The organism is Streptomyces sp. NPDC001941 (genome assembly GCF_040296945.1).
Lineage (GTDB): Bacteria > Actinomycetota > Actinomycetes > Streptomycetales > Streptomycetaceae > Streptomyces.
The window spans coordinates 1-20,955 of sequence record NZ_JBEOYE010000129.1; the positions used below are offsets into that span (position 1 = coordinate 1).

The 20,955-nt window shown below is 73.2% G+C and carries 12 protein-coding genes and 3 pseudogenes; 7 read left to right on the forward strand and 8 right to left on the reverse strand.

The genetic code is table 11. The features are described from left to right. Positions 1 to 55 precede the first annotated feature (55 nt). The 3 genes from ABT160_RS42545 to ABT160_RS42555 all read right to left on the reverse strand — a co-directional run bounded on the left by ABT160_RS42545 (position 56) and on the right by ABT160_RS42555 (position 4,630). Complete coding sequence (locus tag ABT160_RS42545; protein WP_351654486.1) at positions 56 to 1,120, reverse strand: chitinase; 1,065 nt, start codon at positions 1,118 to 1,120, stop codon at positions 56 to 58. A 208-nt stretch (positions 1,121 to 1,328) separates the two neighbouring features. Continuing rightward, on the reverse strand, positions 1,329 to 3,548 hold the full coding sequence (locus tag ABT160_RS42550) for an NADP-dependent isocitrate dehydrogenase (RefSeq protein WP_351654487.1): 2,220 nt from the start codon (positions 3,546 to 3,548) through the stop codon (positions 1,329 to 1,331). Positions 3,549 to 3,676: 128 nt separating this feature from the next. Beyond that, positions 3,677 to 4,630, reverse strand: a complete 954-nt coding sequence (locus ABT160_RS42555; RefSeq protein WP_351654489.1) for a LysR family transcriptional regulator — start codon at positions 4,628 to 4,630, stop codon at positions 3,677 to 3,679. Between the two features lie 307 nt (positions 4,631 to 4,937). On the opposite strand from ABT160_RS42555, the pseudogene ABT160_RS47185 reads away from it, so the two are divergent. From ABT160_RS47185 to ABT160_RS42575, 5 genes and pseudogenes are all read left to right on the forward strand, one after another. Next, a pseudogene (locus ABT160_RS47185) lies at positions 4,938 to 6,245 on the forward strand (M4 family metallopeptidase); the annotation flags it as partial. 681 nt (positions 6,246 to 6,926) lie between these two features. Beyond that, a pseudogene (locus tag ABT160_RS47190) lies at positions 6,927 to 8,279 on the forward strand (M28 family peptidase); the annotation flags it as partial. A 152-nt stretch (positions 8,280 to 8,431) separates the two neighbouring features. Then, positions 8,432 to 9,052 (forward strand): L-threonylcarbamoyladenylate synthase, encoded by a 621-nt coding sequence (locus ABT160_RS42565; protein ID WP_351654492.1) that lies wholly within the window; start codon positions 8,432 to 8,434, stop codon positions 9,050 to 9,052. 64 nt (positions 9,053 to 9,116) lie between these two features. Continuing rightward, positions 9,117 to 11,327 (forward strand): hypothetical protein, encoded by a 2,211-nt coding sequence (locus ABT160_RS42570; protein WP_351654494.1) that lies wholly within the window; start codon positions 9,117 to 9,119, stop codon positions 11,325 to 11,327. A gap of 262 nt (positions 11,328 to 11,589) precedes the next feature. After that, positions 11,590 to 13,044: a glyceraldehyde-3-phosphate dehydrogenase gene (locus ABT160_RS42575; protein ID WP_351654496.1), complete on the forward strand. Its 1,455-nt coding sequence runs from the start codon at positions 11,590 to 11,592 to the stop codon at positions 13,042 to 13,044. Between the two features lie 66 nt (positions 13,045 to 13,110). Here ABT160_RS42575 and ABT160_RS42580 read toward each other — a convergent pair whose 3' ends face one another. Then, the gene (locus ABT160_RS42580; RefSeq protein WP_351654498.1) at positions 13,111 to 13,638 is read right to left on the reverse strand and encodes a heme-binding beta-barrel domain-containing protein; all 528 of its coding nucleotides are present in this window, start codon (positions 13,636 to 13,638) and stop codon (positions 13,111 to 13,113) included. A gap of 213 nt (positions 13,639 to 13,851) precedes the next feature. On the opposite strand from ABT160_RS42580, the gene ABT160_RS42585 reads away from it, so the two are divergent. Next, positions 13,852 to 15,264 carry an MFS transporter gene (locus ABT160_RS42585; protein ID WP_351654500.1) on the forward strand — a complete coding sequence of 471 codons (1,413 nt, stop codon included), beginning with the start codon at positions 13,852 to 13,854 and terminating at the stop codon, positions 15,262 to 15,264. A gap of 111 nt (positions 15,265 to 15,375) precedes the next feature. Here ABT160_RS42585 and ABT160_RS42590 read toward each other — a convergent pair whose 3' ends face one another. The 4 genes from ABT160_RS42590 to lnt all read right to left on the reverse strand — a co-directional run bounded on the left by ABT160_RS42590 (position 15,376) and on the right by lnt (position 20,389). After that, on the reverse strand, positions 15,376 to 17,268 hold the full coding sequence (locus tag ABT160_RS42590) for a helix-turn-helix domain-containing protein (RefSeq protein WP_351654501.1): 1,893 nt from the start codon (positions 17,266 to 17,268) through the stop codon (positions 15,376 to 15,378). Between the two features lie 76 nt (positions 17,269 to 17,344). Further along, positions 17,345 to 18,142, reverse strand: coding sequence for a 3-hydroxybutyrate dehydrogenase (locus ABT160_RS42595; protein ID WP_351654503.1), 798 nt, complete (start codon positions 18,140 to 18,142; stop codon positions 17,345 to 17,347). A gap of 55 nt (positions 18,143 to 18,197) precedes the next feature. Then, a complete protein-coding gene (locus tag ABT160_RS42600) occupies positions 18,198 to 18,680 on the reverse strand; it encodes an NUDIX hydrolase (protein WP_351654505.1) in 483 nt (160 codons plus the stop codon). Positions 18,681 to 18,787: 107 nt separating this feature from the next. Then, positions 18,788 to 20,389, reverse strand: coding sequence for an apolipoprotein N-acyltransferase (gene lnt, locus ABT160_RS42605; RefSeq protein ID WP_351654506.1), 1,602 nt, complete (start codon positions 20,387 to 20,389; stop codon positions 18,788 to 18,790). A 201-nt stretch (positions 20,390 to 20,590) separates the two neighbouring features. Between lnt and ABT160_RS42610 the strand changes: the two are divergent. Beyond that, positions 20,591 to 20,955: pseudogene (locus ABT160_RS42610) on the forward strand (hypothetical protein); the annotation flags it as partial.

The following is a 20,955-nucleotide window of genomic DNA, read 5'->3' on the forward strand; positions in this document are numbered from 1 at the left end:
GGGGGGCGGGCGGGGGGGCCGGCCGGGGCGGCGGGCGGGGGGCCCCGGCGGGGCGTCAGCGGCCCTGGAGGGACTTGACGTTGTTGCCGAAGGTCCAGTTCTTCGAGCCGTCCCAGTTGAGCGACCAGGTCATCAGGCCCTTGAGGGCGCCGTTGTACTTGTTCCAGGCCTGGGCGACCAGGGAGGTGCTCATGTAGCCGCCGCCCGCGCCGGGTTGGGCGGGCAGGCCGGGGACCTGCTTGTCGTAGGGGACCTTGATGGTGGTGCCCTGGATGACGAGGCCCTTGTTGAGGCAGTCGGTCTGGGTGGTGAAGCCCTGGACGGTGCCGGCCGAGTAGGAGTCGCCCGCGCAGCCGTACATGCTGCCGTTGTAGTACTGCATGTTGAGCCACCACAGGCGGCCGTTGTCGGCGTACTTCTTCACGATCGGCAGGTACGCGCCCCAGATGGAGCCGTACGTGATGCTGCCGCCGGTGACGTAGGCGGTCTCCGGGGCCATCGTCAGGCCAAAGCCCGCGGGCATCTGGGCGAGCACGCCGTCGATGATGCGGATCAGGTTGGCCTGCGAGGCGGAGAGCGTGTTGATGTTCCCGCTGCCGACCAGGCCGGTCTCGATGTCGATGTCGATGCCGTCGAAGTTGTACTTCTTCAGGATCGGCACGATCGTGGCGACGAAGCGGTCGGCGACGGCGCTGGAGCTGAGGTCGATGCCCGCGGCGGCGCCGCCGATGGACATCAGGATGGTCGACCCGGCGGCCTTGGCCGCGCACATCTCGGCGGGGGTGGCCACCTTCACGGTGGCGTCCATGCCGTCCTCCCACAGCACGGTGCCGTCCGAACGGATCACCGGGAAGGCGGCGTTGATGACGTTGTAGCCGTGGGCGGCGATCCGGGAGTCGGTGATGGGGGTCCAGCCGAACGGCGGGTGGACGCCGTTGGAGGAGCCGTCCCAGTTCTCCCAGTAGCCCTGGAGGACCTTGCCCGCGGGCCTGGGCTTGAGCGCGCAGGTGTCGGCCGCCCGCGCCTGGCTCGTCGCTCCGGGTGTCGCGGTGATCCCGAGCTGGAGTGCCAGGGCCAGCGCGAGCCCCGTCCCCAGTGCCCGTACCGTGCGACCGATCATGGCTGCTGCTCCCCTCGTGGCGTCCGGTGACGTACGTGGTGGTGCTGCGCCGAAGGTAGGTTGGTCCAGACCAACCGTCAAGAGGTCTGGACCAGAAACGGAATGACGGAGCATCAGATTCCGCCGGGGCGCGCGGCGTTGGGCACACCGCCCCGGCGGACACCGAAGGCCCGGCCCGCGAGCGGGCCGGGCCTTCGGTGACGGTACGTCAGGCGAGCGTGGCGATCGCCTGGTTGAAGGTCGCCGACGGGCGCATGACCGCCGTGGCCTTCTCCACGTCCGGCTGGTAGTAGCCGCCGATGTCGGCCGGGTTGCCCTGGACCGCGATCAGCTCCTCGACGATCTTCTGCTCATTGGCGGTGAGCGTCTCGGCGAGCGGGGCGAAGGCCTTGGCCAGCTCCGCGTCGTCGGTCTGCCCGGCCAGCTCCTGGGCCCAGTACAGGGCGACGTAGAAGTGGCTGCCGCGGTTGTCGATGCCGCCCAGGCGACGGGTCGGCGACTTGTCCTCGTTGAGGAAGGTGCCGGTCGCGCGGTCCAGGGTCTCGCCCAGGACCTTGGCGCGGGCGTTGCCCGTGGTGGTGGCCAGGTGCTCGAAGGAGACGGCCAGGGCCAGGAACTCGCCGAGCGAGTCCCAGCGCAGGTAGTTCTCCTTGACCAGCTGCTGGACGTGCTTGGGGGCCGAGCCGCCCGCGCCCGTCTCGAACAGGCCGCCGCCCGCCATCAGCGGGACGACCGACAGCATCTTGGCGCTGGTGCCCAGCTCCAGGATCGGGAACAGGTCGGTCAGGTAGTCGCGCAGCACGTTGCCGGTGACGGAGATGGTGTTCTCGCCGCGGCGGATGCGCTCGACCGACAGCTTGGTCGCCTCGACCGGCGCGAGGATCCGGATGTCCAGGCCCTCGGTGTCGAACTCCGGCAGGTAGGCGTTGACCTTGGCGATCAGCTGCGCGTCGTGGGCGCGGGTCTCGTCCAGCCAGAAGACGGCCGGGTCGCCGGTGGCGCGGGCGCGGGTGACGGCGAGCTTGACCCAGTCCTTGATCGGGTCGTCCTTGGTCTGGCAGGCGCGGAAGATGTCGCCCTCGGCGACCTCCTGCTCCAGGACCGTGGTGCCCGCGGCGTCGACCAGGCGGACGGTGCCCGCGGCGGCGATCTCGAAGGTCTTGTCGTGGGAGCCGTACTCCTCGGCCTTCTGCGCCATCAGGCCGACGTTCGGCACCGAGCCCATGGTGGCCGGGTCGTAGGCGCCGTGCGCCCGGCAGTCGTCGATGACGGCCTGGTAGACGCCCGCGTAGGAGCTGTCCGGCAGCACCGCGAGGGTGTCGGCCTCCTCGCCGTCCGGACCCCACATGTGGCCGGAGGTGCGGATCATGGCCGGCATCGAGGCGTCGACGATGACGTCGGACGGCACGTGCAGGTTGGTGATGCCCTTGTCGGAGTCGACCATGGCCAGGGCCGGGCCCTCGGCGATCTCGGCCTCGAAGGACGCCTTGATCGCGGCGCCGTCGGAGAGCCCCTCCAGGCCCTTGAGGATGCCGCCCAGGCCGTCGTTCGGGGAGAGGCCGGCGGCGGCCAGCTGCTCGCCGTACTGCGCGAAGGTCTTCGGGAAGAAGGCGCGCACCACGTGGCCGAAGACGATCGGGTCGGAGACCTTCATCATCGTGGCCTTGAGGTGCACGGAGAACAGCACGTCCTCCGCCTTGGCGCGCGCGACCTGCGCGGACAGGAACTCCTGCAGGCGGGCGGCGCGCATCACGGAGGCGTCGACGACCTCGCCGGCGAGCACCGGTACCGACTCGCGCAGCACGGTGGTGGTGCCGTCGGCGGCGACGTGCTCGATGCGCAGCGCGCCGGCCTCGGCGATCGTCACGGACTTCTCGGTGGAGCGGAAGTCGTGCTCGCCCATGGTGGCGACCTCGGTCTTCGACTCACCGCTCCAGGCGCCCATGCGGTGCGGGTGGGCCTTGGCGTAGTTCTTCACCGAGGCGGGGGCGCGGCGGTCGGAGTTGCCCTCGCGCAGCACCGGGTTGACGGCGGAGCCCTTGATCTTGTCGTAGCGGGCGCGGACCTCGCGCTCCTCGTCCGTCTTCGGGTCGTCCGGGTAGGCCGGCAGCGCGTAGCCCTGGCCCTGGAGCTCGGCGACCGCGGCCTTCAGCTGCGGGATGGAGGCCGAGACGTTCGGCAGCTTGATGATGTTGGCCGCGGGGGTCTTGGCCAGCTCGCCCAGCTCGGTGAGGGCGTCCGGGATCCGCTGCCCCTCCTCGAGGTACTCGGGGAACACCGCGATGATCCGGCCCGCCAGGGAGATGTCACGGGTCTCCACGGTCACACCGGCGGTGGACGCGTAGGCCTGGATCACCGGCAGGAAGGAATGCGTCGCCAAGGCCGGGGCCTCGTCGGTGTGCGTGTAGATGATGGTCGAGTCAGTCACCAGGTGCTCCGCTCCACGTCTCTGCAACATTGCTCGACATCAAGATATCTCGTGTGCGGGCCCTGTTCGACAAGCCCCCCGGACGGCCCGGACGCTCCGGCCGGACACCACGTGGAGTGAGCGTGGCGTCACACCGGGTGGAGTTCGGGGTGGGCGTCCCACCAGGCGCGGTGGAAGGGGTGGTTGTCGACGGTCGCCTCGTAGGCCCGGGCCGCCGCCGCGAACAGCAGCTCCGCCTCGTGGGCGGGCAGCGCCGCGCGGTGCCAGGCCAGCCGGATGCGGCCGGTGACCGGGGAGCCGGCCAGCGGGCGCACCACGGTGCCGGGCGCCGCGGGCGCGCCGGGCTGGCTGAGCGAGACGGCCCGGCCGCGGGCGACCATCTCGTAGCTCATCCTGCGGTCGGCGATGCGGTAGCGCAGGGCGGGCGCGAAGCCGGCCCGGGCGCACGCCTCGACCAGCGCCTCCGGGCCCCCGTCGTCGTCCTCGATGAGCGTCATCCAGGACTCCCCCGCCAGGTCGGCGAGGTCCACCGCGTCCCGCGCGGCCAGCGGGTGGTCCTCGGGCAGCCGTACGGCGAAGGGCTCGCCGGCGATCAGCGTGCGGGCCAGCGCGCCGTCGGGGAGCGGCACCTCGTGGTCGTTGACCTCGCCGTACACGATGGCGTCGTAGCGCCCGCCGCCCAGCCCCCGGGAGAGCGCGGTCACCGAGTGCTCCAGGTCGACGGTGACCTCGCGGCCGGGCAGGAAGAGGTCGGTCCGCTCCAGGAGGGTGTCGAGCAGGACCAGCAGGATGCAGCCCAGGCGCAGCGGGGCGCCGGCCGGGACGGCGCGGGCGTGCGTGCCCAGGGCGTCCATCTCGCTGAGCACCCGGCCCGCGGTGGCCAGCACCAGGCGGCCGAGCGGGGTGGGCTCCATCCCGTACCGGCTGCGGGTGAAGAGCTCGCCGCCGGTGACCCGTTCGATGCGGCGCAGCTGGGCGGAGAGCGAGGGCTGGGAGACCCCGAGCCTGCGGGCGGCGCGGCCCAGGCTGCCCGCCTCCGCGATGCGGCAGACGGCAACCAGGTGTCTCAGCTCCAGCTGCATTTTCCGAGGGTACGCAGGCGGGCCCCGGCGCACCATAACTCCCGTCGTATGCCCGGCTGGTATGTCCCTGCTTCGCCATGTCCACGTCCATACTCGGCGGCGACGTACAGGCCCCCCACGATCGGAGTGGACGTTGCGCCCCTTCAGATTGACGGCCGCCGTGGCAGCACTCGCCCTGACCACGGGCCTGACCGGCACCCTCGCCGGCCCGGCATCGGCCAGCCCCCCGTCGCACCAGGGGAAGGACCAGCGGTCCTCCCCCCTCTCCAAGGCCGTCGCCGCCGCCGACCTCGCGGTCCGCAGCGGCATGGACTCCCTCGTCAACTCCGCGCAGGAGCAGTACGAGCGCCGGCTCGTCACCCCCTGGGTGAAGGACCTCTACTCCGTCGCGTACGAGCGCAGCTACCGGGGGCTCCCGGTGGTCGGCGGCGACGCGGTGGTGCTCGCCGACGGCGACGGGGACGTGCGCGCGCTGCAGTCCGCGTCCTCGGTCCGGGTGGACGTGTCGACCACCCCGAGCGTGACCGCGAAGCGCGCCGAGGCGGTGTCCCGCACCCGGCTGAAGCGCACCGACGAGGTCGTGAGCAGCCGTCTGGTGGTCCGGCTCAGGAACGACCGGCCGGTGCTCGCCTGGGAGACCGTGCTGTCCGGGCGCACCGCGAGCGCGCCCAGCAGGCTGCACGTCTTCGTGGACGCGCGCACCGGCCGGGTGGTGGACTCCTACGACGACGTGGCCGCCGGGACCGCCAACAGCAAGTGGAACGGCCCCGCCCCGGTCACCATCGACACCACCGCCTCCGGCGGCACCTACTCCCTGCGCGACCCGAACCGCCCGGGCCTGAGCTGCGCCGACTACTCCTCGGGCACGGTGTTCTCCAAGTCCTCCGACTCCTGGGGCACGGGCAACCCGACCAGCAAGGAGACCGGCTGCGCGGACCTGATGTTCGCCGCGCAGAAGCAGTGGAACATGCTGAGCTCGTGGCTGGGGCGCAACGGCGTCAACGGCAGCGGCCGCAGCTTCCCCGCGAAGGTCGGCCTGAACGACCTCAACGCGTACTGGGACGGCAGCTCGGTCACCATCGGCCACAACAGCGCCAACGAGTGGATCGCCGGGATCGACGTGGTGGCCCACGAGTACGGGCACGCGATCGACTCCAACACCCCCGGCGGCACCAGCGGCCAGGAGGCCGGGCTCGGCGAGGCCACGGGTGACATCTTCGGCGCGCTGACGGAGGCGTACGCGGCCGAGCCCTCGCCGTACGACACCCCCGACTACACCGTCGGCGAGATGATCAACCTCCAGGGCCAGGGCCCGATCCGCAACATGTACAACCCGCCGCTGGTCAACAACGACCCGGCCTGTTACAGCTCCTCGATCCCCGGCACCGAGACCCACAAGGCCGCCGGGCCGCTCAACCACTGGTTCTACCTGCTCGCGGAGGGCACCAGCCCCGGCGGCGGCAAGCCCAACAGCCCGACCTGCAACAGCAGCACGCTCACCGGCGTCGGCGTGCAGAACGCCGGCAAGATCTTCTACGGCGGCATGCTGCTGAAGACCTCCAGCATGAGCTACAAGAAGTACCGTACGGCGACGCTGAGTTCGGCCAAGTCGCTGGACCCGGCGACCTGCAACCTGTTCAACCGCACCAAGGCGGCCTGGGACGCGATCAGCGTGCCCGCCCAGACCGGTGACCCGACCTGCACCCCCAGCGGCCAGCAGGACGACTTCTCGCTCGGCCTGAACCCGGCCTCCGGCTCGGTCCAGCAGGGCGCCTCGGTCACCACCAGCGTGGTCACCAACACCACCGCGGGCAACGCCCAGTCCGTCGCCCTGACCGCCTCGGGCCTGCCGGCCGGGGTGACCGCCTCCTTCAGCCCGGCGACCGTGCAGTCCGGCCAGTCCTCGACGCTGACCCTGTCGGCGACCGCCAACGCGGCCCCCGGCTCCACCACGATCACCGTCAAGGGCCAGGGCAGCACGCTCTCGCACACCGCGGACTACGTGCTCACCGTCGGCGGCACCCCGCCCGGCGGCAGCACCCCGCCCGACATCAGCGTCGACAACGTCCGCGCGCACCTCACCCAGCTGAACACCATCGCGTCTCAGAACGGCGGCAACCGCCGTGCGGGCAGCGGCGGTTACACGGCCTCTGTGGCGTACGTCAAGGGCAAGCTGCAGGCCGCCGGCTACCAGGTGACCGAGCAGTCCTGCACCACCTGCACCTACCCGTCCAACAACCTGGTCGCCGACTGGCCCGGTGGCCCGTCCGACCAGGTCGTCATGTTCGGCGCGCACCTGGACAGCGTCTCGGCGGGCCCCGGCATCAACGACAACGGCTCCGGCTCGGCGACCCTGCTGGAGAACGCGCTCGTGCTGGCGCAGAAGAACCCGACCCTGACCAAGCACGTCCGGTTCGCCTGGTGGACCGACGAGGAGCAGGGCCTGAACGGCTCCAAGTTCTACGTCTCGCGCCTGTCGGCCACCGACCGGGCCGCGATCAAGGCGTACTACAACTTCGACATGGTCGGCTCCACCAACGCCGGCTACTTCATCAACAACCTCAACTCCACCGCCGCCGCGCCCCTGAAGGCGTACTGGACCTCCCTCAACCTCGCCCCCGAGGAGAACGTCGAGGGCCAGGGCCGCAGCGACGACTACTCCTTCCAGCAGGCGGGCGTCGCCACCTCCGGCTACGCGGCCGGCGCCAGCGCCCGCAAGACCGCGGCCCAGGCCGCCAAGTGGGGCGGCACGTCCGGCGCGGCGTACGACTCCTGCTACCACAGCGCCTGCGACACCACGAACAACATCAGCGCCACCGTCCTGGACCGCAGCGCCGACGGCGTCGCCTACGCCCTGTGGAAGCAGGCCGTCGCCGACACCCCGGCGCAGGACTTCTCGATCGCCGTCAACCCGGCCTCGGGCAGCGCCAACCCGGGCGAGAGCCTGACCGCGCAGGTCACCACGGCCACGCTGAGCGGCAGCCCGCAGACCGTGAACCTGTCGGTCTCCGGCGCGCCCTCCGGCGTGACCGCGTCGCTCTCGCCGTCCTCGGTCACCTCCGGCCAGTCCGCGACCCTGACCGTCCAGGTCGGCGCGAGCGCCCAGCGCGGTACGTACACGCTGACCGTCACCGGCGCCGGCACGGCCACCCACAGCACCACCTACAGCCTGTCCGTGGCGGGCGGCGGGGGCACCTGCACCCCGGCGCAGGTGGTCGCCAACGGCGGCTTCGAGTCCGGCACCAGCCCGTGGACGCAGTCCTCGGTGATCATCACCAACCAGGCGGGACAGACCCCGCACGGCGGCTCGTACTCCGCCTGGCTGAACGGCTGGGGCTCCTCGCACACCGACACCCTGACCCAGTCGCTGACCCTGCCGGCCGGCTGCTCCAGCTACCGGCTCTCCTTCTACCAGCACATCGACACCGACGAGTACGAGAACGTGGTCTACGACCGCTTCACCGTCCAGGTGGGCGGCCAGACCCTGGCCACGTACTCCAACACGGACGCGGCCGCGGGCTACGTCCAGAAGTCCTTCGACGTGTCCCAGTTCGCCGGGCAGACCGTGGTCCTGCGGTTCAACGGCGTCGAGGACCAGTCCCTGCAGACCTCCTACGTGGTGGACGACGTCACGCTGGACGTCAGCTGACGCCGTAGCGGGCGACACCGGTACCGAGCGGCACCCGCGGGCCTCCCCGCCCGCGGGTGCCGCTCGCTCGTCGTGCCGGGTCCGGGCCCCGTGCCGCCCGCGTCGCCATGCCGCGTCCGTCGTCAGGCGGCCGGGGGCCTAGACTCCGTCGGATGGCGAAGTACTTCGACGTGCACCCCCAGAACCCCCAGGCACGCACCATCAGCACCCTGGCCGACAGCATCCGCGGCGGCGCGCTCGTCGCGTACCCCACGGACTCCTGCTACGCCCTGGGCTGCCTGCCCGGCAACCGCGACGGCCTGGCCAGGATCCGCCAGATCCGTCAGCTGGACGACCGGCACCACTTCACCCTGGTGTGCGAGACGTTCGCCCAGCTCGGGCAGTACGTGCAGATCGACAACGACGTGTTCCGCGCGATCAAGGCCGCGACGCCGGGCAGCTACACCTTCATCCTGCCCGCCACCCGGGAGGTGCCGCGCCAGCTGCTGCACCCCAAGAAGAAGACGGTGGGCGTGCGCATCCCGGACCACACGGTCACCCAGGCCCTGCTCGCCGAGCTGGGCGAGCCGCTGCTGTCCAGCACGCTGCTGCTGCCCGACGAGGAGGAGCCGCTCACCCAGGGCTGGGAGATCAAGGAGCGCCTCGACCACGTGGTGGACGCGGTCATCGACTCCGGCGACTGCGGCACCGAGCCGACCACGGTGATCGACTTCTCGGGCGGCGACGTGGAGATCATCCGCCGGGGCGCCGGGGACACCTCCCGCTTCGAGTAGGCCCGCGGCGGGCCCGGCGGAAACCCCGGTGCGGGCGGTTGTCCCGTTCTGCGAGGATCCGCCCATGGTCCAGACGCTCGAACACCTCGTCGTACGGCACACCTGCCGCGTCCCCCTGCCCGCCGCCGTTCCTCCGGCCGCGGGCGCCCCGGGGGCCGCGGCGGCGCGGCGGTTCGACGTGGCGCTGATGTCCGTGGGGTTCAAGCTCTCCGGCGAGCTGCTGCGCCGTCTGTCCGGCCTGTCCGCGGCGGCGGTCGACGCGGTCGCCCGGGGCACCCTCGACGGCGTGCGGGAGCTGGTCGGCGACCACGTCCGGCACAACACCTACTTCGTCGGCTTCCCCCAGGGCGTGCCGGACACCGCCGACTTCTGGGCGCACTGCGTCGCCCGGGCGCTGGCCGCCGACGAGTCCACCCGTGCCGACGTCCTGGCCCAGCTGGAGCGCGGCTCGGTGGACCTGCTGTCGCTGCCGGAGTACGGGCGCTACCAGCACCCGTACGAGGCGGTGCTCGCCGCCCACGACGAGCTCGTCGCCGGCGCGGACGACCGGGTCACCCTGCTGCACCCGGGCGGCCCGGTGGCCGAGGAGGCGGGCGCGCTGTACCTGGCCCTGGCGGGGGCCGCGACGCCGCTGGGCGAGGAGGGGCTGCGGGACCTCGCGGTGCTGGCCTCGGCCTGCGCGGACAGGCCGCAGCCGGAGGCGGTCCCGGTGCGCGAGAGCCGTGCGGTGATCAACCGGGAGCGCGTGGAGGCGGGCGCGCCGCCGCTGCTCGACACGGTCACCGACGTGCTGCGGCTGGCCTGCGCCCTGTCGGCCGGGGACGTCACGCTCACGGAGCGGACCCGGTTCCGCTCGCTGCCCCGGCGGCAGCGGCGGACGCTGCTGGAGGGCCTGCACGCGCTCGTCGCGCGGGACCCGGCCCGGCTGGCGGACGTCCACGCGCACGCCGAGGCGTTCAAGCGGCTGGGCGAGCGGCTGCACCCGCACGAGTACCCGGCGCTGCCGGGGGCCGCCGAGGTGTTCGCCGTGGCCCGGGGCGAGCGGGCGGCGCGGACCCTGGAGAGCCGGGTGGAGGAGCTGCTGTCGGGCGGCGACCCGGTGGGGGCCGCGGGGCTGCTCGCGGTGGCCCCGGGGCGGCTGCTGCGCGCGGTGGACCGGCTGCTGCGGGAGTGCGGTACGGACGAGGAGCGGGCGGCGGTCGCCGGGGCGGCGGAGCGGGCGGTGCCCGGGGCGTCGGCGCGGGTGCTGCTCTCGGTGCGCGAACACCTGCTGAACCGGGCCGGGGACGGTGCGGGGCGGGCCGGCGACGCGGCGCCGCGCAGGCGCGTCTTCGTGAACCGCAAGGGGCGGGGCGCCGTCGCCGACGACACCCGGGCGCCGCTGCCCGCCGCCGAGGCGGCCCGGCTGGCGCGCGTCCTGGACGAGGAGGTGGCGCGGCGGCTGCCCGGCCCGGGGCACCTGCTGGTCGACCCGGACGTGCTGGACGTGGCGCTGCCGCTGAGCGGCAAGGCGACGACGGGCGGGCTCGGGGTGCTGCCGCGCGGCTCGGTGTCGCCGGTGGACGGGGAGCTGCTGCGGTTCTTCGTGTACTGGAAGGAGGCGGCGCGGCGGACCGACTTCGACCTGGCGGCGCTGGTCCTGGACGACGCGTACGCGACGGTGGCCTGGCTGTCGTACACCGCGCTCAAGGACGTCGAGGGCGTGCACTCGGGCGATGTCACCGAGGCGCCCGAGGGCGCTTCGGAGTTCATCGACCTGCGCCTGGGCGCGGTGCGCGGGACGTTCGTGGTGCCGCAGGTCAACGTGTACGCGGGCGAGGGCTTCGAGGAGGTCGAGGAGTCGTTCTTCGGGTTCATGCTGCGCGGGGGCGAGCAGGCCGGGCGCCCCTTCGAGCCGCGCACGGTGCGGATGAAGTCGGACCTGCGCGGCGCGGGGCGGGTGGCGCTGCCGCTGGTGTTCCGGCGGGGCGACGACGGCCGCTGGCGGGCGCTCTGGCTGCACCAGTACCTGCGGGGGTACCCGAGCGCGAACCGCGTGGAGGACAACCGGCTGACGGTGGCGGAGCTGGTGCGGGCCTCGGTGGAGCGCGAGTACCTGACCGTGCGGCACCTGACGGACCTGCTGGCGCGGCGGGCGGCGGTGACCACGGTGTGGGACGGCGGTGCGGTGCCGGACGGTCCGGTGACGTACGTCGGCCTGGAGCGGCCGGAGGGGCTGCACCCGGACTCCCGGGTGTTCACCCGGGAAAACCTGCGCGACCTGGTCCCGGAGTGAGTGTTAGCGTGGGTCCACGGCGAGGCCATGAACGGGCTTCCTTCTCACCTTCTTCAGATGAAACAGTCCGTTCGCTCTCCTCGCCGCTCGCTTCCCGCAGGGGGCGCCGTCCACGACGGCGCCCCCTGCGGCGTTCCCCCTGCCCCCGGTTCCCCGGCCCGGCGTGGCGCATCACACCCCCCGTTTCACCCCGACACCCCTTGATCGATCAAAGGAGGAGATGGTTAACATGTGAGCGCCGCCTAGCTCGAAAGATACTTCTGTGACTGTCAATGATGACTCGTTCACCAACTGGAAGCACCGCGAGGAGATTGCGGAGTCGATGATCCCGATCATCGGGAAGCTGCACCGCGAGCGGGACGTCACGGTCCTGCTGCACAGCCGCTCCTTGGTGAACAAGTCGGTGGTCAGCATCCTGAAGACCCACCGGTTCGCCCGGCAGATCGCCGGCGAGGAGCTGTCGGTCACCGAGACGCTGCCCTTCCTGCAGGCCCTCACCACCCTCGACCTGGGCCCGTCCCAGATCGACCTGGCCCGGCTCGCGGAGACGTACAAGGCCGACGACCGGGGCCTGTCCGTCGCGGAGTTCACCGCCGAGGCGGTCGCCGGCGCCACCGGCGCGAACAAGATCGAGCGCCGCGAGGGCCGCGACGTCGTGCTGTACGGCTTCGGCCGCATCGGCCGTCTGGTCGCCCGCCTGCTGATCGAGAAGTCCGGCTCGGGCAACGGCCTGCGGCTGCGCGCCATCGTGGTGCGCGGCGGCGGGGAGCGGGCCGGCGAGGACATCGTCAAGCGCGCGTCCCTGCTGCGCCGCGACTCCATCCACGGCCAGTTCCAGGGCACGATCACCGTGGACGAGGAGAACGGCGCGATCGTCGCCAACGGCAACACGATCAAGGTGATCTACGCCAACGACCCCTCCGAGATCGACTACACGGAGTACGGCGTCAAGGACGCCATCCTGATCGACAACACCGGCAAGTGGCGTGACCGCGAAGGACTTTCGCAGCACCTGCGCCCCGGCATCGACAAGGTCGTGCTCACCGCCCCCGGCAAGGGCGACGTGCCCAACATCGTGCACGGCGTCAACCACGACACCGTCAAGCCGGACGAGCGGGTGCTGTCCTGCGCGTCCTGCACCACCAACGCGATCGTGCCGCCGCTGAAGGCGATGGACGACGAGTTCGGTGTGCTCCGCGGCCACGTGGAGACCGTCCACTCGTTCACCAACGACCAGAACCTGCTGGACAATTACCACAAGGCCGACCGCCGCGGCCGGTCCGCGCCGCTGAACATGGTGATCACCGAGACCGGTGCCGCCTCCGCCGTCGCCAAGGCGCTGCCGGACCTGAAGGCGCCGATCACCGGCAGCTCGATCCGGGTGCCGGTGCCGGACGTCTCGATCGCGATCCTGAGCCTGCGCCTGGGCCGCGAGACCAGCCGCGACGAGGTCCTGGAGTACCTGCGCGACGTCTCGCTGAACTCGCCGCTGAAGCGCCAGATCGACTTCACCACGGCGCCGGACGCGGTCTCGATGGACTTCGTGGGCTCGCGCCACGCCTCGATCATCGACGCGGGCGCCACCAAGGTGGACGGCGACAACGCGATCCTCTACCTGTGGTACGACAACGAGTTCGGCTACTCGTGCCAGGTGATCCGGGTCGTCCAGCACGTCTCGGGCGTCGAGTACCCGACGTACCCGGCCCCGGTGGCGTAACGCACGCACACCGAAGGGCCCGCTCCCGTGAGGGGGCGGGCCCTTCGCGCGTTCCCGTCCGCTTCCCTACTCCGCCACGCGCCGCAGCCGCGCCGCCAGGTGGTGCCGCGAGTCGTGGCCCACCGCCGCCATGTCATGGGTGAACACCAGGGATCCGGCGTCCTCCAGGACGTACCGCCGCCGGGTCGACTCCACGCGCTTGGCGGTCGGCGTGAGCGCGACGTGCTCGCTGACGAGGTCGGCCGCTCCCCCGTCCACCGTGCCGACCAGCACCTCGGCGATCCCGGTCGGCTGGGTGACGAGACCCTCGACGCGCCCGCCCTCCTGCATCCGCCACCAGCCGCTCTCCCGGGCGGAGGGCCGCAGCGGGCGCCCCTCCCCGTCGACCAGCCAGGCCCGCGCCTCGTACTTCAGGAAGGGCCGCCCGTCGTGGCTGAAGGTCACCTCCTGCGCGTAGGCGAAGCCCTCCTCCAGCGTCGGGTACTCGCCGCTCCCCCGCCCGCTCCAGCTCCCCAGCAGCCCCAGGACGGGCGCCAGCAACGGATGCGGCTCGGGCGTCGCGGTGTACGGGTAGTCGGGTGCGGGGTCGAACATGGTGCGCGCTCCTGGGTGCGGAGGGATGGGTACGGAGACCGGGGACGGCCGGACAACTGCGGCCGCCAGCCTAGGGCCCAGACGCCGACCCCATGGCCCCCCAGCTCACTTCCGGAGCCCGAACTATGGTGTCCCACCACATACGACGGTGACCAGCGGGTTCCTACGGTGTGGCGACACCGATCCGTCCGTCCCCGCCTGGAAGTGGTGCACATGGCCGCCGCAACACCCGCTCCCACACCCCCCGCTCCCACACCCCCCGGTTCCCTCAAGCGCATCGTCGCCGCCAGCCTGATCGGCACCACCATCGAGTGGTACGACTTCTTCCTCTACGGGTCGGCGGCCGCGCTCGTCTTCAACAAGCTCTTCTTCCCCGGCTCCGACCCGCTCGTGGGCACCCTGCTCTCCTTCCTGACCTACGCCGTGGGCTTCGCGGCGCGGCCGCTGGGGGCGCTGGTGTTCGGGCACTACGGGGACCGGCTCGGGCGCAAGAAGCTGCTGGTGCTCAGCCTGCTCCTGATGGGCGGCGCCACCTTCGCCATCGGACTGCTGCCCACCCACGCCACCATCGGGACCGCCGCGCCGGTGCTGCTGACCGTACTGCGCCTGGTGCAGGGCTTCGCGCTCGGCGGGGAGTGGGGCGGGGCGGTGCTGCTCGTGTCCGAGCACGGGGACCCGCGCCGCCGCGGGTTCTGGGCGTCCTGGCCGCAGACCGGCGCGCCCGCCGGGCAGTTGCTGGCCACCGGGGTGCTCTCCGCGCTCACCGCGCTGCTCTCCGACTCCGCCTTCACCTCCTGGGGCTGGCGGGTGCCGTTCCTGCTCTCCGGGCTGCTCGTGGTCGTCGGCTTGTGGATTCGTCTCTCTGTCGATGAATCCCCGGTGTTCAAGGCCGCGTTGGAGCGGACCGAGCGCCGCAAGGCCGAACAGCACGCCCAGGACGCGGCCGAGCGGCTGCCGCTGGTCGCCGTGCTGCGCCACCACTGGCGGGACGTGCTCGTCGCGATGGGCGCCCGGATGGCCGAGAACATCAGCTACTACGTGATCACCGCGTTCATCCTGGTGTACGCCACCACCTCGACCGGCCTGAGCAAGCAGACCGCGCTCAACGCCGTCCTGGTCGCCTCCGCCGTCCACTTCGCCGTGATACCCGCCTGGGGCGCCCTGTCGGACCGGGTCGGGCGCAGGCCCGTGTACCTGATCGGCGCGGTCGGCGTCGGCGCCTGGATGTTCCCGTTCTTCGCGCTGATCGACACCGGGAGCTTCGCCGGGCTGCTGCTCGCCGTCACGGTGGGCCTCGTCCTGCACGGTGCGATGTACGCGCCCCAGGCGGCCTTCTTCTCCGAGATGTTCGCGACCCGGATGCGCTACTCCGGTGCCTCGATCGGCGCCCAGTTCTCCTCCGTGGCGGCCGGCGCCCCGGCGCCGCTGATCGCGACCGCGCTGCTCGCCGACCACGGCGGCTCGACCCCGATCGCCCTGTACGTGATCGCCGCCGCCCTGATCACCGTGGTGGCCCTGGCCTGCGCCCGCGAGACCCGCGACCGCGACCTGGCCGACGTCACCGCCGGACGGGACGGGGCGGCCGGGGCCGACTCCACCGTCCGCGCGGACGCGCGCGCCGTGTGAGTCCCGCGGGCCGTGTGAGTCCCGCGGGCCGTGCGCGTCGTGCGGTCCGTGGGGGCCCCGGGGCCGGGGCGCGTACGGGTGGGGGCCTTCCCCTCCGTACGCGCCCCGGCCTCAGGCAGCGCCCGCCAGCGCGTGCAGGCGCAGGGCCAGCTGGATCTCCAGGGCCCGGGCGGGCTCCTGCCAGTCGCGGCCCAGCAGCCGCCCGACCCGCTCCAGGCGCTGCGCCACCGTGTTCACGTGGACGTGCAGGTCGTCCTTGGTGCGGGCCGGGCTCATCCCGCTCGCGAAGTACGCGTCGAGCGTGCGCACCAGGTCCGTCCCCCGGCGGCGGTCGTAGTCGACGATCCGGCCGATGGTGCGGTGCACGAACCCGTCGATGTCCCGGGCGTCGGCCAGCAGCAGCCCCAGGAAGCCCAGGTCCTCCGCGGCCCCGCCACCACCCCGGCGGCCCAGCAGCCGCAGCGCGTCCAGGCAGCGGCGGGCCTCCCCGTAGGCGGCGGCCACCGCGCCCGCCTTGCGGTCCAGGGACGCCACCGGCGCGGAGGCCCCCACGGTGACCGGCTCGCGCAGGGCGCCGCCCAGGTGGCGGGCGGTGGCCCTGGCCAGTTCGGCGGCGCTCTCGCCGGGCCCGAGCGGCAGCACCAGGACGGTGCCCCCGTCGCGCGCGGACGCGAGGCCGTGGCGGGTGGCCGCCAGGTGGGCGGCGGCGGACGCGAGGCGCCGGCGGTCGGCGACGGCCCGGTCCGCCGCGCCCCCGTCGGCACCGGGGCCGGCGTCGGGGGTGTCCGGGCGGTCGGTCCGGGCGGCCAGCACCACGTGCGGCGCGTCCACGTCGGTCCGCAGCCGGGCGGCCCGCTCGCGCAGCAGCCGGGGGTCGCGGTCCGGGGCGTCGAGCAGGTCGTCGAGCAGTTCGCCGCGCACCCGCTGCTCGGCCTCCCCCGCGGAGCGCCGGGCGAGCAGCAGCAGGGAGGTGACCATCGCGGCGCGCTCCAGGGTGCGCTGGTCGACCGGGTCGAGGGCGGGGTGGCCGCGCAGCACGAGCGCGCCGAACACCTCGCCGCCCGCCGCGACCGCCGCCGTCCAGTCGTCGCCGAGGCGCACCGCGTGCCCGTCGGCCAGCGCGGGCGGGTGGTCCTCGGTGAACTCCACGGCGCCGCCGAGCACCTGGGACAGGGCGCTCGCCACGTCGTGGACCCCGCCGCCGCGCAGCACCAGTTCGGTGAGCCGGTCGTGGACGTCGGAGGCGCGCTCGATGACGGCGCTGCGGTCCCGGATGATCTCGTTGGCCCGCTCCAGCTCGGCGAGGGCCGAGCGGGTCTCGGCGAGCAGGTTGGCGGTGTCGATGGCGACGGCCGCGTGGGCGGCGAACGAGCCGAGCAGGGCGACCTGTTCGCGCTCGAAGACCCGGGCCCGGCGGTCGGCGGCGAAGAGCACGCCGATCACCTGGCTGCCGAGCAGCAGCGGCACCCCGAGGATGGCGACGAGTCCTTCGTCGCGCACGCCGGAGTCGATGGCGCGGGTGTGCCGGAAGCGCTCGTCGTCGAAGTAGCTGTCCGTCACGTACGGCCGGGCGGTCTGCGCGACCAGGCCGCCGAGGCCCTCCCCCATGCCGAGCCTGAGCTGCTGGAAGCGCGCGGAGACCGAGCCCTCGGTGACGCGCATGTACGTGTCCCCCGCGGCCGGGTCGTTCAGGCTCAGGTAGGCGACCTCGGTGCCCAGCAGGGAGCGGGCGCGCTGCACGATGGCCCGCAGCACGGCGTCCAGGTCGCGCAGGCCCGCCAGGTCGTGCGCGGTCTCGAAGAGCGCGGACAGCTCGGCCTCGCGGCGGCGGCGCTCCGCCAGCTCGGCGTGCACGCGCAGGGCGAGCTGCTTGGCGCGCTCCAGGTCGGCCAGCTCGCGCGGCACGGCGCCGCCGGCGCGGGCCAGCAGCACGGCGCGGTCGTACGCCTCCACGGGGGCACCCCGTGCGAGGAGTTCCAGGTAGGAGGCCTGTTCTCGGGACATGGTCACAGGGATACCTGCCGCGGCCCGGATCGCACCAGCCCTGTGGAAAACCCGGCGGCCCCGGGGAGGGCCGCCATCAGTGGGCCGTCCAGCCCCCGTCGAGCACCAGCGAGGTGCCGGTGACGAACGAGGACGGGGGGGCGCACAGGTACGCGACCGCCTCGGCGACCTCCGCCGGCTCGATCAGCCGTTTCAGGGCGGAGTCCTTCAGCAGCACCTCGGCCACCACCCGGTCCTCGTCGATGCCGTGGGCGGCGGCCTGGTCGGCGATCTGGCGCTCGACCAGCGGGGTGCGCACATAGGCGGGGTTCACACAGTTGGAGGTGACACCGTGTGGTGCGCCTTCGAGGGCGGCGGTCTTGGACAGGCCCTCCAGGCCGTGCTTGGCGGCCACGTAGGCGGACTTGTAGGCGGAGGCGCGCAGTCCGTGGACGGACGACACGTTGACGATGCGGCCCCAGCCCTGCCCGTACATGTGCGGCAGCGCGCCCCTGATCAGCCGGAAGGGGGCTTCCAGCATCACGGTGAGGACGGTGTGGAAGACGTCGGGCGGGAAGTCTTCGATGGGGCGCACCAGTTGTAGCCCCGCGTTGTTGACCAGCACGTCCGTCCCGGCGGCCGCCGCCTCGGCGGCGTCCAGGTCGGTCAGGTCCAGGACCACGGGTTCGACCGTCCCGGGCAGCGCCGCGGCCTCCGCGGCGAGCCGCTCCAGGCCGTCGGCGGCCCGGTCCACGGCCCTGACCCGGGCCCCGGCGGCCGCCAGGCGCAGGGCGCAGGCGCGGCCGATGCCGCCCGCGGCGCCGGTGACGAGCGCGGTGCGGCCGCCGAGGTCGAGGCGGACGGAGTGGGGGGCGGGGCCCGCGGTGTTGGTCATGCTCGGCACCCTAGGAAGCCCCGGGAGCCGTCTACATATGGTCTGCGCACATAGTTCAGCCCAGAGGCGTGGTGTCGAACCATGTCGGTTCATCGACGAGCGCCTGCTTGATCCGGAACAGGGCGAAGTCCCCCAGCTCCGGCAGCTCGTCCAGGGCGAACCAGCCGACCTCCAGCGACTCGTCGTCGTTGACCCGGGCCTCGCCGCCGACCGCGCGGCAGCGGAAGGAGATGTCCATGTACTGGCACCGGTCGCCGTTGGGGTAGGTCACCGGGCCGCGCATGGCCTCCACCAGGACCACCCGCTCGACCTCGCAGCGCACGGCCGTCTCCTCGTACACCTCGCGCACCACCGTGGCGGCGGGCTGCTCGCCCGGCTCGGGGATGCCGCCGATGATCGACCACTGCCCGTTGTCGGCCCGCCGGGCGAGCAGCACCCGCCCCTGGTCGTCGAAGACGACCGCGCTGGTCCCGGGCAGCAGAAGGAGCTGCTGCCCGGCGCGGGCGCGGATCTGCCGGATGAATTCGGGAATCGCCATGCCCCGACCCTAGGACGTGCCCGACGGGCCGGGTCGGGTCGGGTCCGTCGGCCCGGACCAGGCGCCCCGGACCCCGCACCCCGGGCCCTCGGCTCGGACCCGGTGCCTCAGGCCTCGCGGGCCGCCCTGCGGCGCCCCAGCGCCGTGCGCGCCGCCAGGGCCAGGCCGACCGCGGCGAGGGCCGCCAGGGCCGCCTCGGGGGCCGTGCCCATGCGGGTGGCGGGCGTCAGCGAGGAGCGCAGCGGCACCTCGTCCACCAGCGCGTCCGGCGTGAACATCTTCGTCCGCTCGGCCACCGTCCCGTCGGGCCGGATGATCGCGCTCACCCCGCTGGTCACCGGCACCACCACCGCGCGGCTGTGCTCGACGGCGCGCACCCGGGACATCGCCAGCTGCTGGTAGGTCATCTCGCTGCGCCCGAAGGTGGCGTTGTTGCTCGGTACGGTGATCAGCTGGGCGCCGTGCGTCACGGTGTCGCGCACCGCCCAGTCGAACGCCGCCTCGTAGCAGGTCGCCAGGCCGACCTTGGTCCCCGCCAGGTCGAAGACCCCGACCTTGTTCCCCGGGCCGAAGTCGGTGCGCACCCGGTCGACGTCGGAGTTGAAGAGCCGTACGAACGAGCGCATCGGGATGTACTCGCCGAAGGGCTGCACGTGCCGCTTGTCGTAAGTGTCGACCGGGCCGCGCTCGGGGTCCCACTCGATGAGGGTGTTGCGCAGCTTGCCGGTGTCGGGGGTGAGCACCGCGCCGATGACGGTGGGGACCCCGATGGCGCGCACGGCCCGGTCGATCACCTCGCGGGCGTCCTCGTTGCGGTAGGGGTCGAGGTCGGAGGAGTTCTCCGGCCAGAGCACGAAGTCGGGCTTCGGCTCCCTGCCCGCCTTCACGTCGGCGGCGAGCTGCTCGGTGCGGCGCGCGTGGTTGTCGAGCACGGCGCGGCGCTGGGAGTTGAAGTCCAGGCCCAGGCGCGGCACGTTGCCCTGGATCGCGGCGACGGTGGCCGTGCCGTCCTCGGCGGCGTCCGAGACCAGCGGCCGTGCGGCGAAGGCGCCGGCGACCGGGACGAGCAGGGCGAGCAGCGCGACGGCCACCGGTCCGCGCGGCAGCTCGCCGGTGGCCCGGTACGCGCGGACGCGGCGGGCGCACTCGTACAGGCCGAAGCCGCACAGCACCACGGCGAAGCTCAGCACGGGCGTGCCGCCGACGGCGGCCAGCGGCAGGAAGACCCCGTCGGCCTGGCCGAAGGCGATCTTGCCCCAGGGGAAGCCGCCGAAGGGCACGCGCGCGCGTACGGCCTCGCCCGCGATCCAGACGGCCGCCGCGAACAGCGGCCACGCGGGCAGCCGGGAGACGGCCGCGACGCCCAGGCAGGTGAGCGCCACGAACAGCGACTCGGCGGCCACCAGCGCCAGCCACGGCACCGGGCCGACCTCCTCGCCCGTCCAGACCAGCAGCGGCAGCAGGAAGCCCAGGCCGAAGAGGAAGCCGAGGCCGAAGCCGGCCCGGAGGCGGCGCCCGGAGAGGGTCCAGGCGAGCAGGGCGAAGCCGGGGACCGCGAGCCACCACAGGGGGCGGGGCGGGAAGCTGAGGAAGACCAGCACCCCGGACAGGACGGCCGCGGCGGGCCGCACGAGGCCGCGCACGAGGCGACGGCCGCGCGCGGGCGGTGCGGGGTGGGGCGTGTCGGTGGGGGTGATGGTGGCGCTCACCCGGCGGAGTCTACGGCGGGCCGCTGTGGGCGCCGTGGGCGGAGCCCCTGGTGCGCACCGCGACGGCGGCCCGGTGGACGGGACGTGCCGTCGCGCCCGGAGAACCGTTTCCGCGCAACCTGTGCCCAACCGGGCGCCGCCCCCGTTACCGTGTCCCCGGCCCCGACGGCGGGGTCCGTCACGGTTCGGGGGGTCGAACGGATGGCCGCTGCACGCCCAGACCGGTCCACCGCGCGCGTGGCCGGCGCCCCACCGGACGTCTCGGGCGTCGTCGTCCTGGGCTGCTGCGCCGCCTGGGCCCTGCTCAGCGCGGCCTGGCGGGACGGGCGGCCCGAGGGCGTCCTGCTCGCCGTGCTGGCCGTCGCCGCGGGCTTCGCCTGTGGCCGCATCAGCGGCGGGCTGCTCCCCGTGGGCGCCGCCGCCGCGGCCGCGCTGGCCGGGCTCGGCCTGGCGCTGGCCTCGCCCGGCGGGGTGCCCGAGGGCTCGGGCTTCACCAAGCCCGGCCGCTACCTCACGCTGACCACCTGCACGCCGGAGGTCACCAGCACCAACCGCATGATCGTGTG

What these genes read in the sequence shown, in the direction of transcription:
- ABT160_RS42545 (WP_351654486.1), bottom strand. Translation starts at nt 1,120, where the DNA reads ATGATCGGTCGCACGGTACGGGCACTGGGGACGGGGCTCGCGCTGGCC.
- ABT160_RS42555 (WP_351654489.1), bottom strand. Translation starts at nt 4,630, where the DNA reads ATGCAGCTGGAGCTGAGACACCTGGTTGCCGTCTGCCGCATCGCGGAG.
- ABT160_RS42565 (WP_351654492.1), top strand. Translation starts at nt 8,432, where the DNA reads ATGGCGAAGTACTTCGACGTGCACCCCCAGAACCCCCAGGCACGCACC.
- ABT160_RS42570 (WP_351654494.1), top strand. Translation starts at nt 9,117, where the DNA reads ATGGTCCAGACGCTCGAACACCTCGTCGTACGGCACACCTGCCGCGTC.
- ABT160_RS42580 (WP_351654498.1), bottom strand. Translation starts at nt 13,638, where the DNA reads ATGTTCGACCCCGCACCCGACTACCCGTACACCGCGACGCCCGAGCCG.
- ABT160_RS42585 (WP_351654500.1), top strand. Translation starts at nt 13,852, where the DNA reads ATGGCCGCCGCAACACCCGCTCCCACACCCCCCGCTCCCACACCCCCC.
- ABT160_RS42590 (WP_351654501.1), bottom strand. Translation starts at nt 17,268, where the DNA reads ATGTCCCGAGAACAGGCCTCCTACCTGGAACTCCTCGCACGGGGTGCC.
- ABT160_RS42595 (WP_351654503.1), bottom strand. Translation starts at nt 18,142, where the DNA reads ATGACCAACACCGCGGGCCCCGCCCCCCACTCCGTCCGCCTCGACCTC.
- ABT160_RS42600 (WP_351654505.1), bottom strand. Translation starts at nt 18,680, where the DNA reads ATGGCGATTCCCGAATTCATCCGGCAGATCCGCGCCCGCGCCGGGCAG.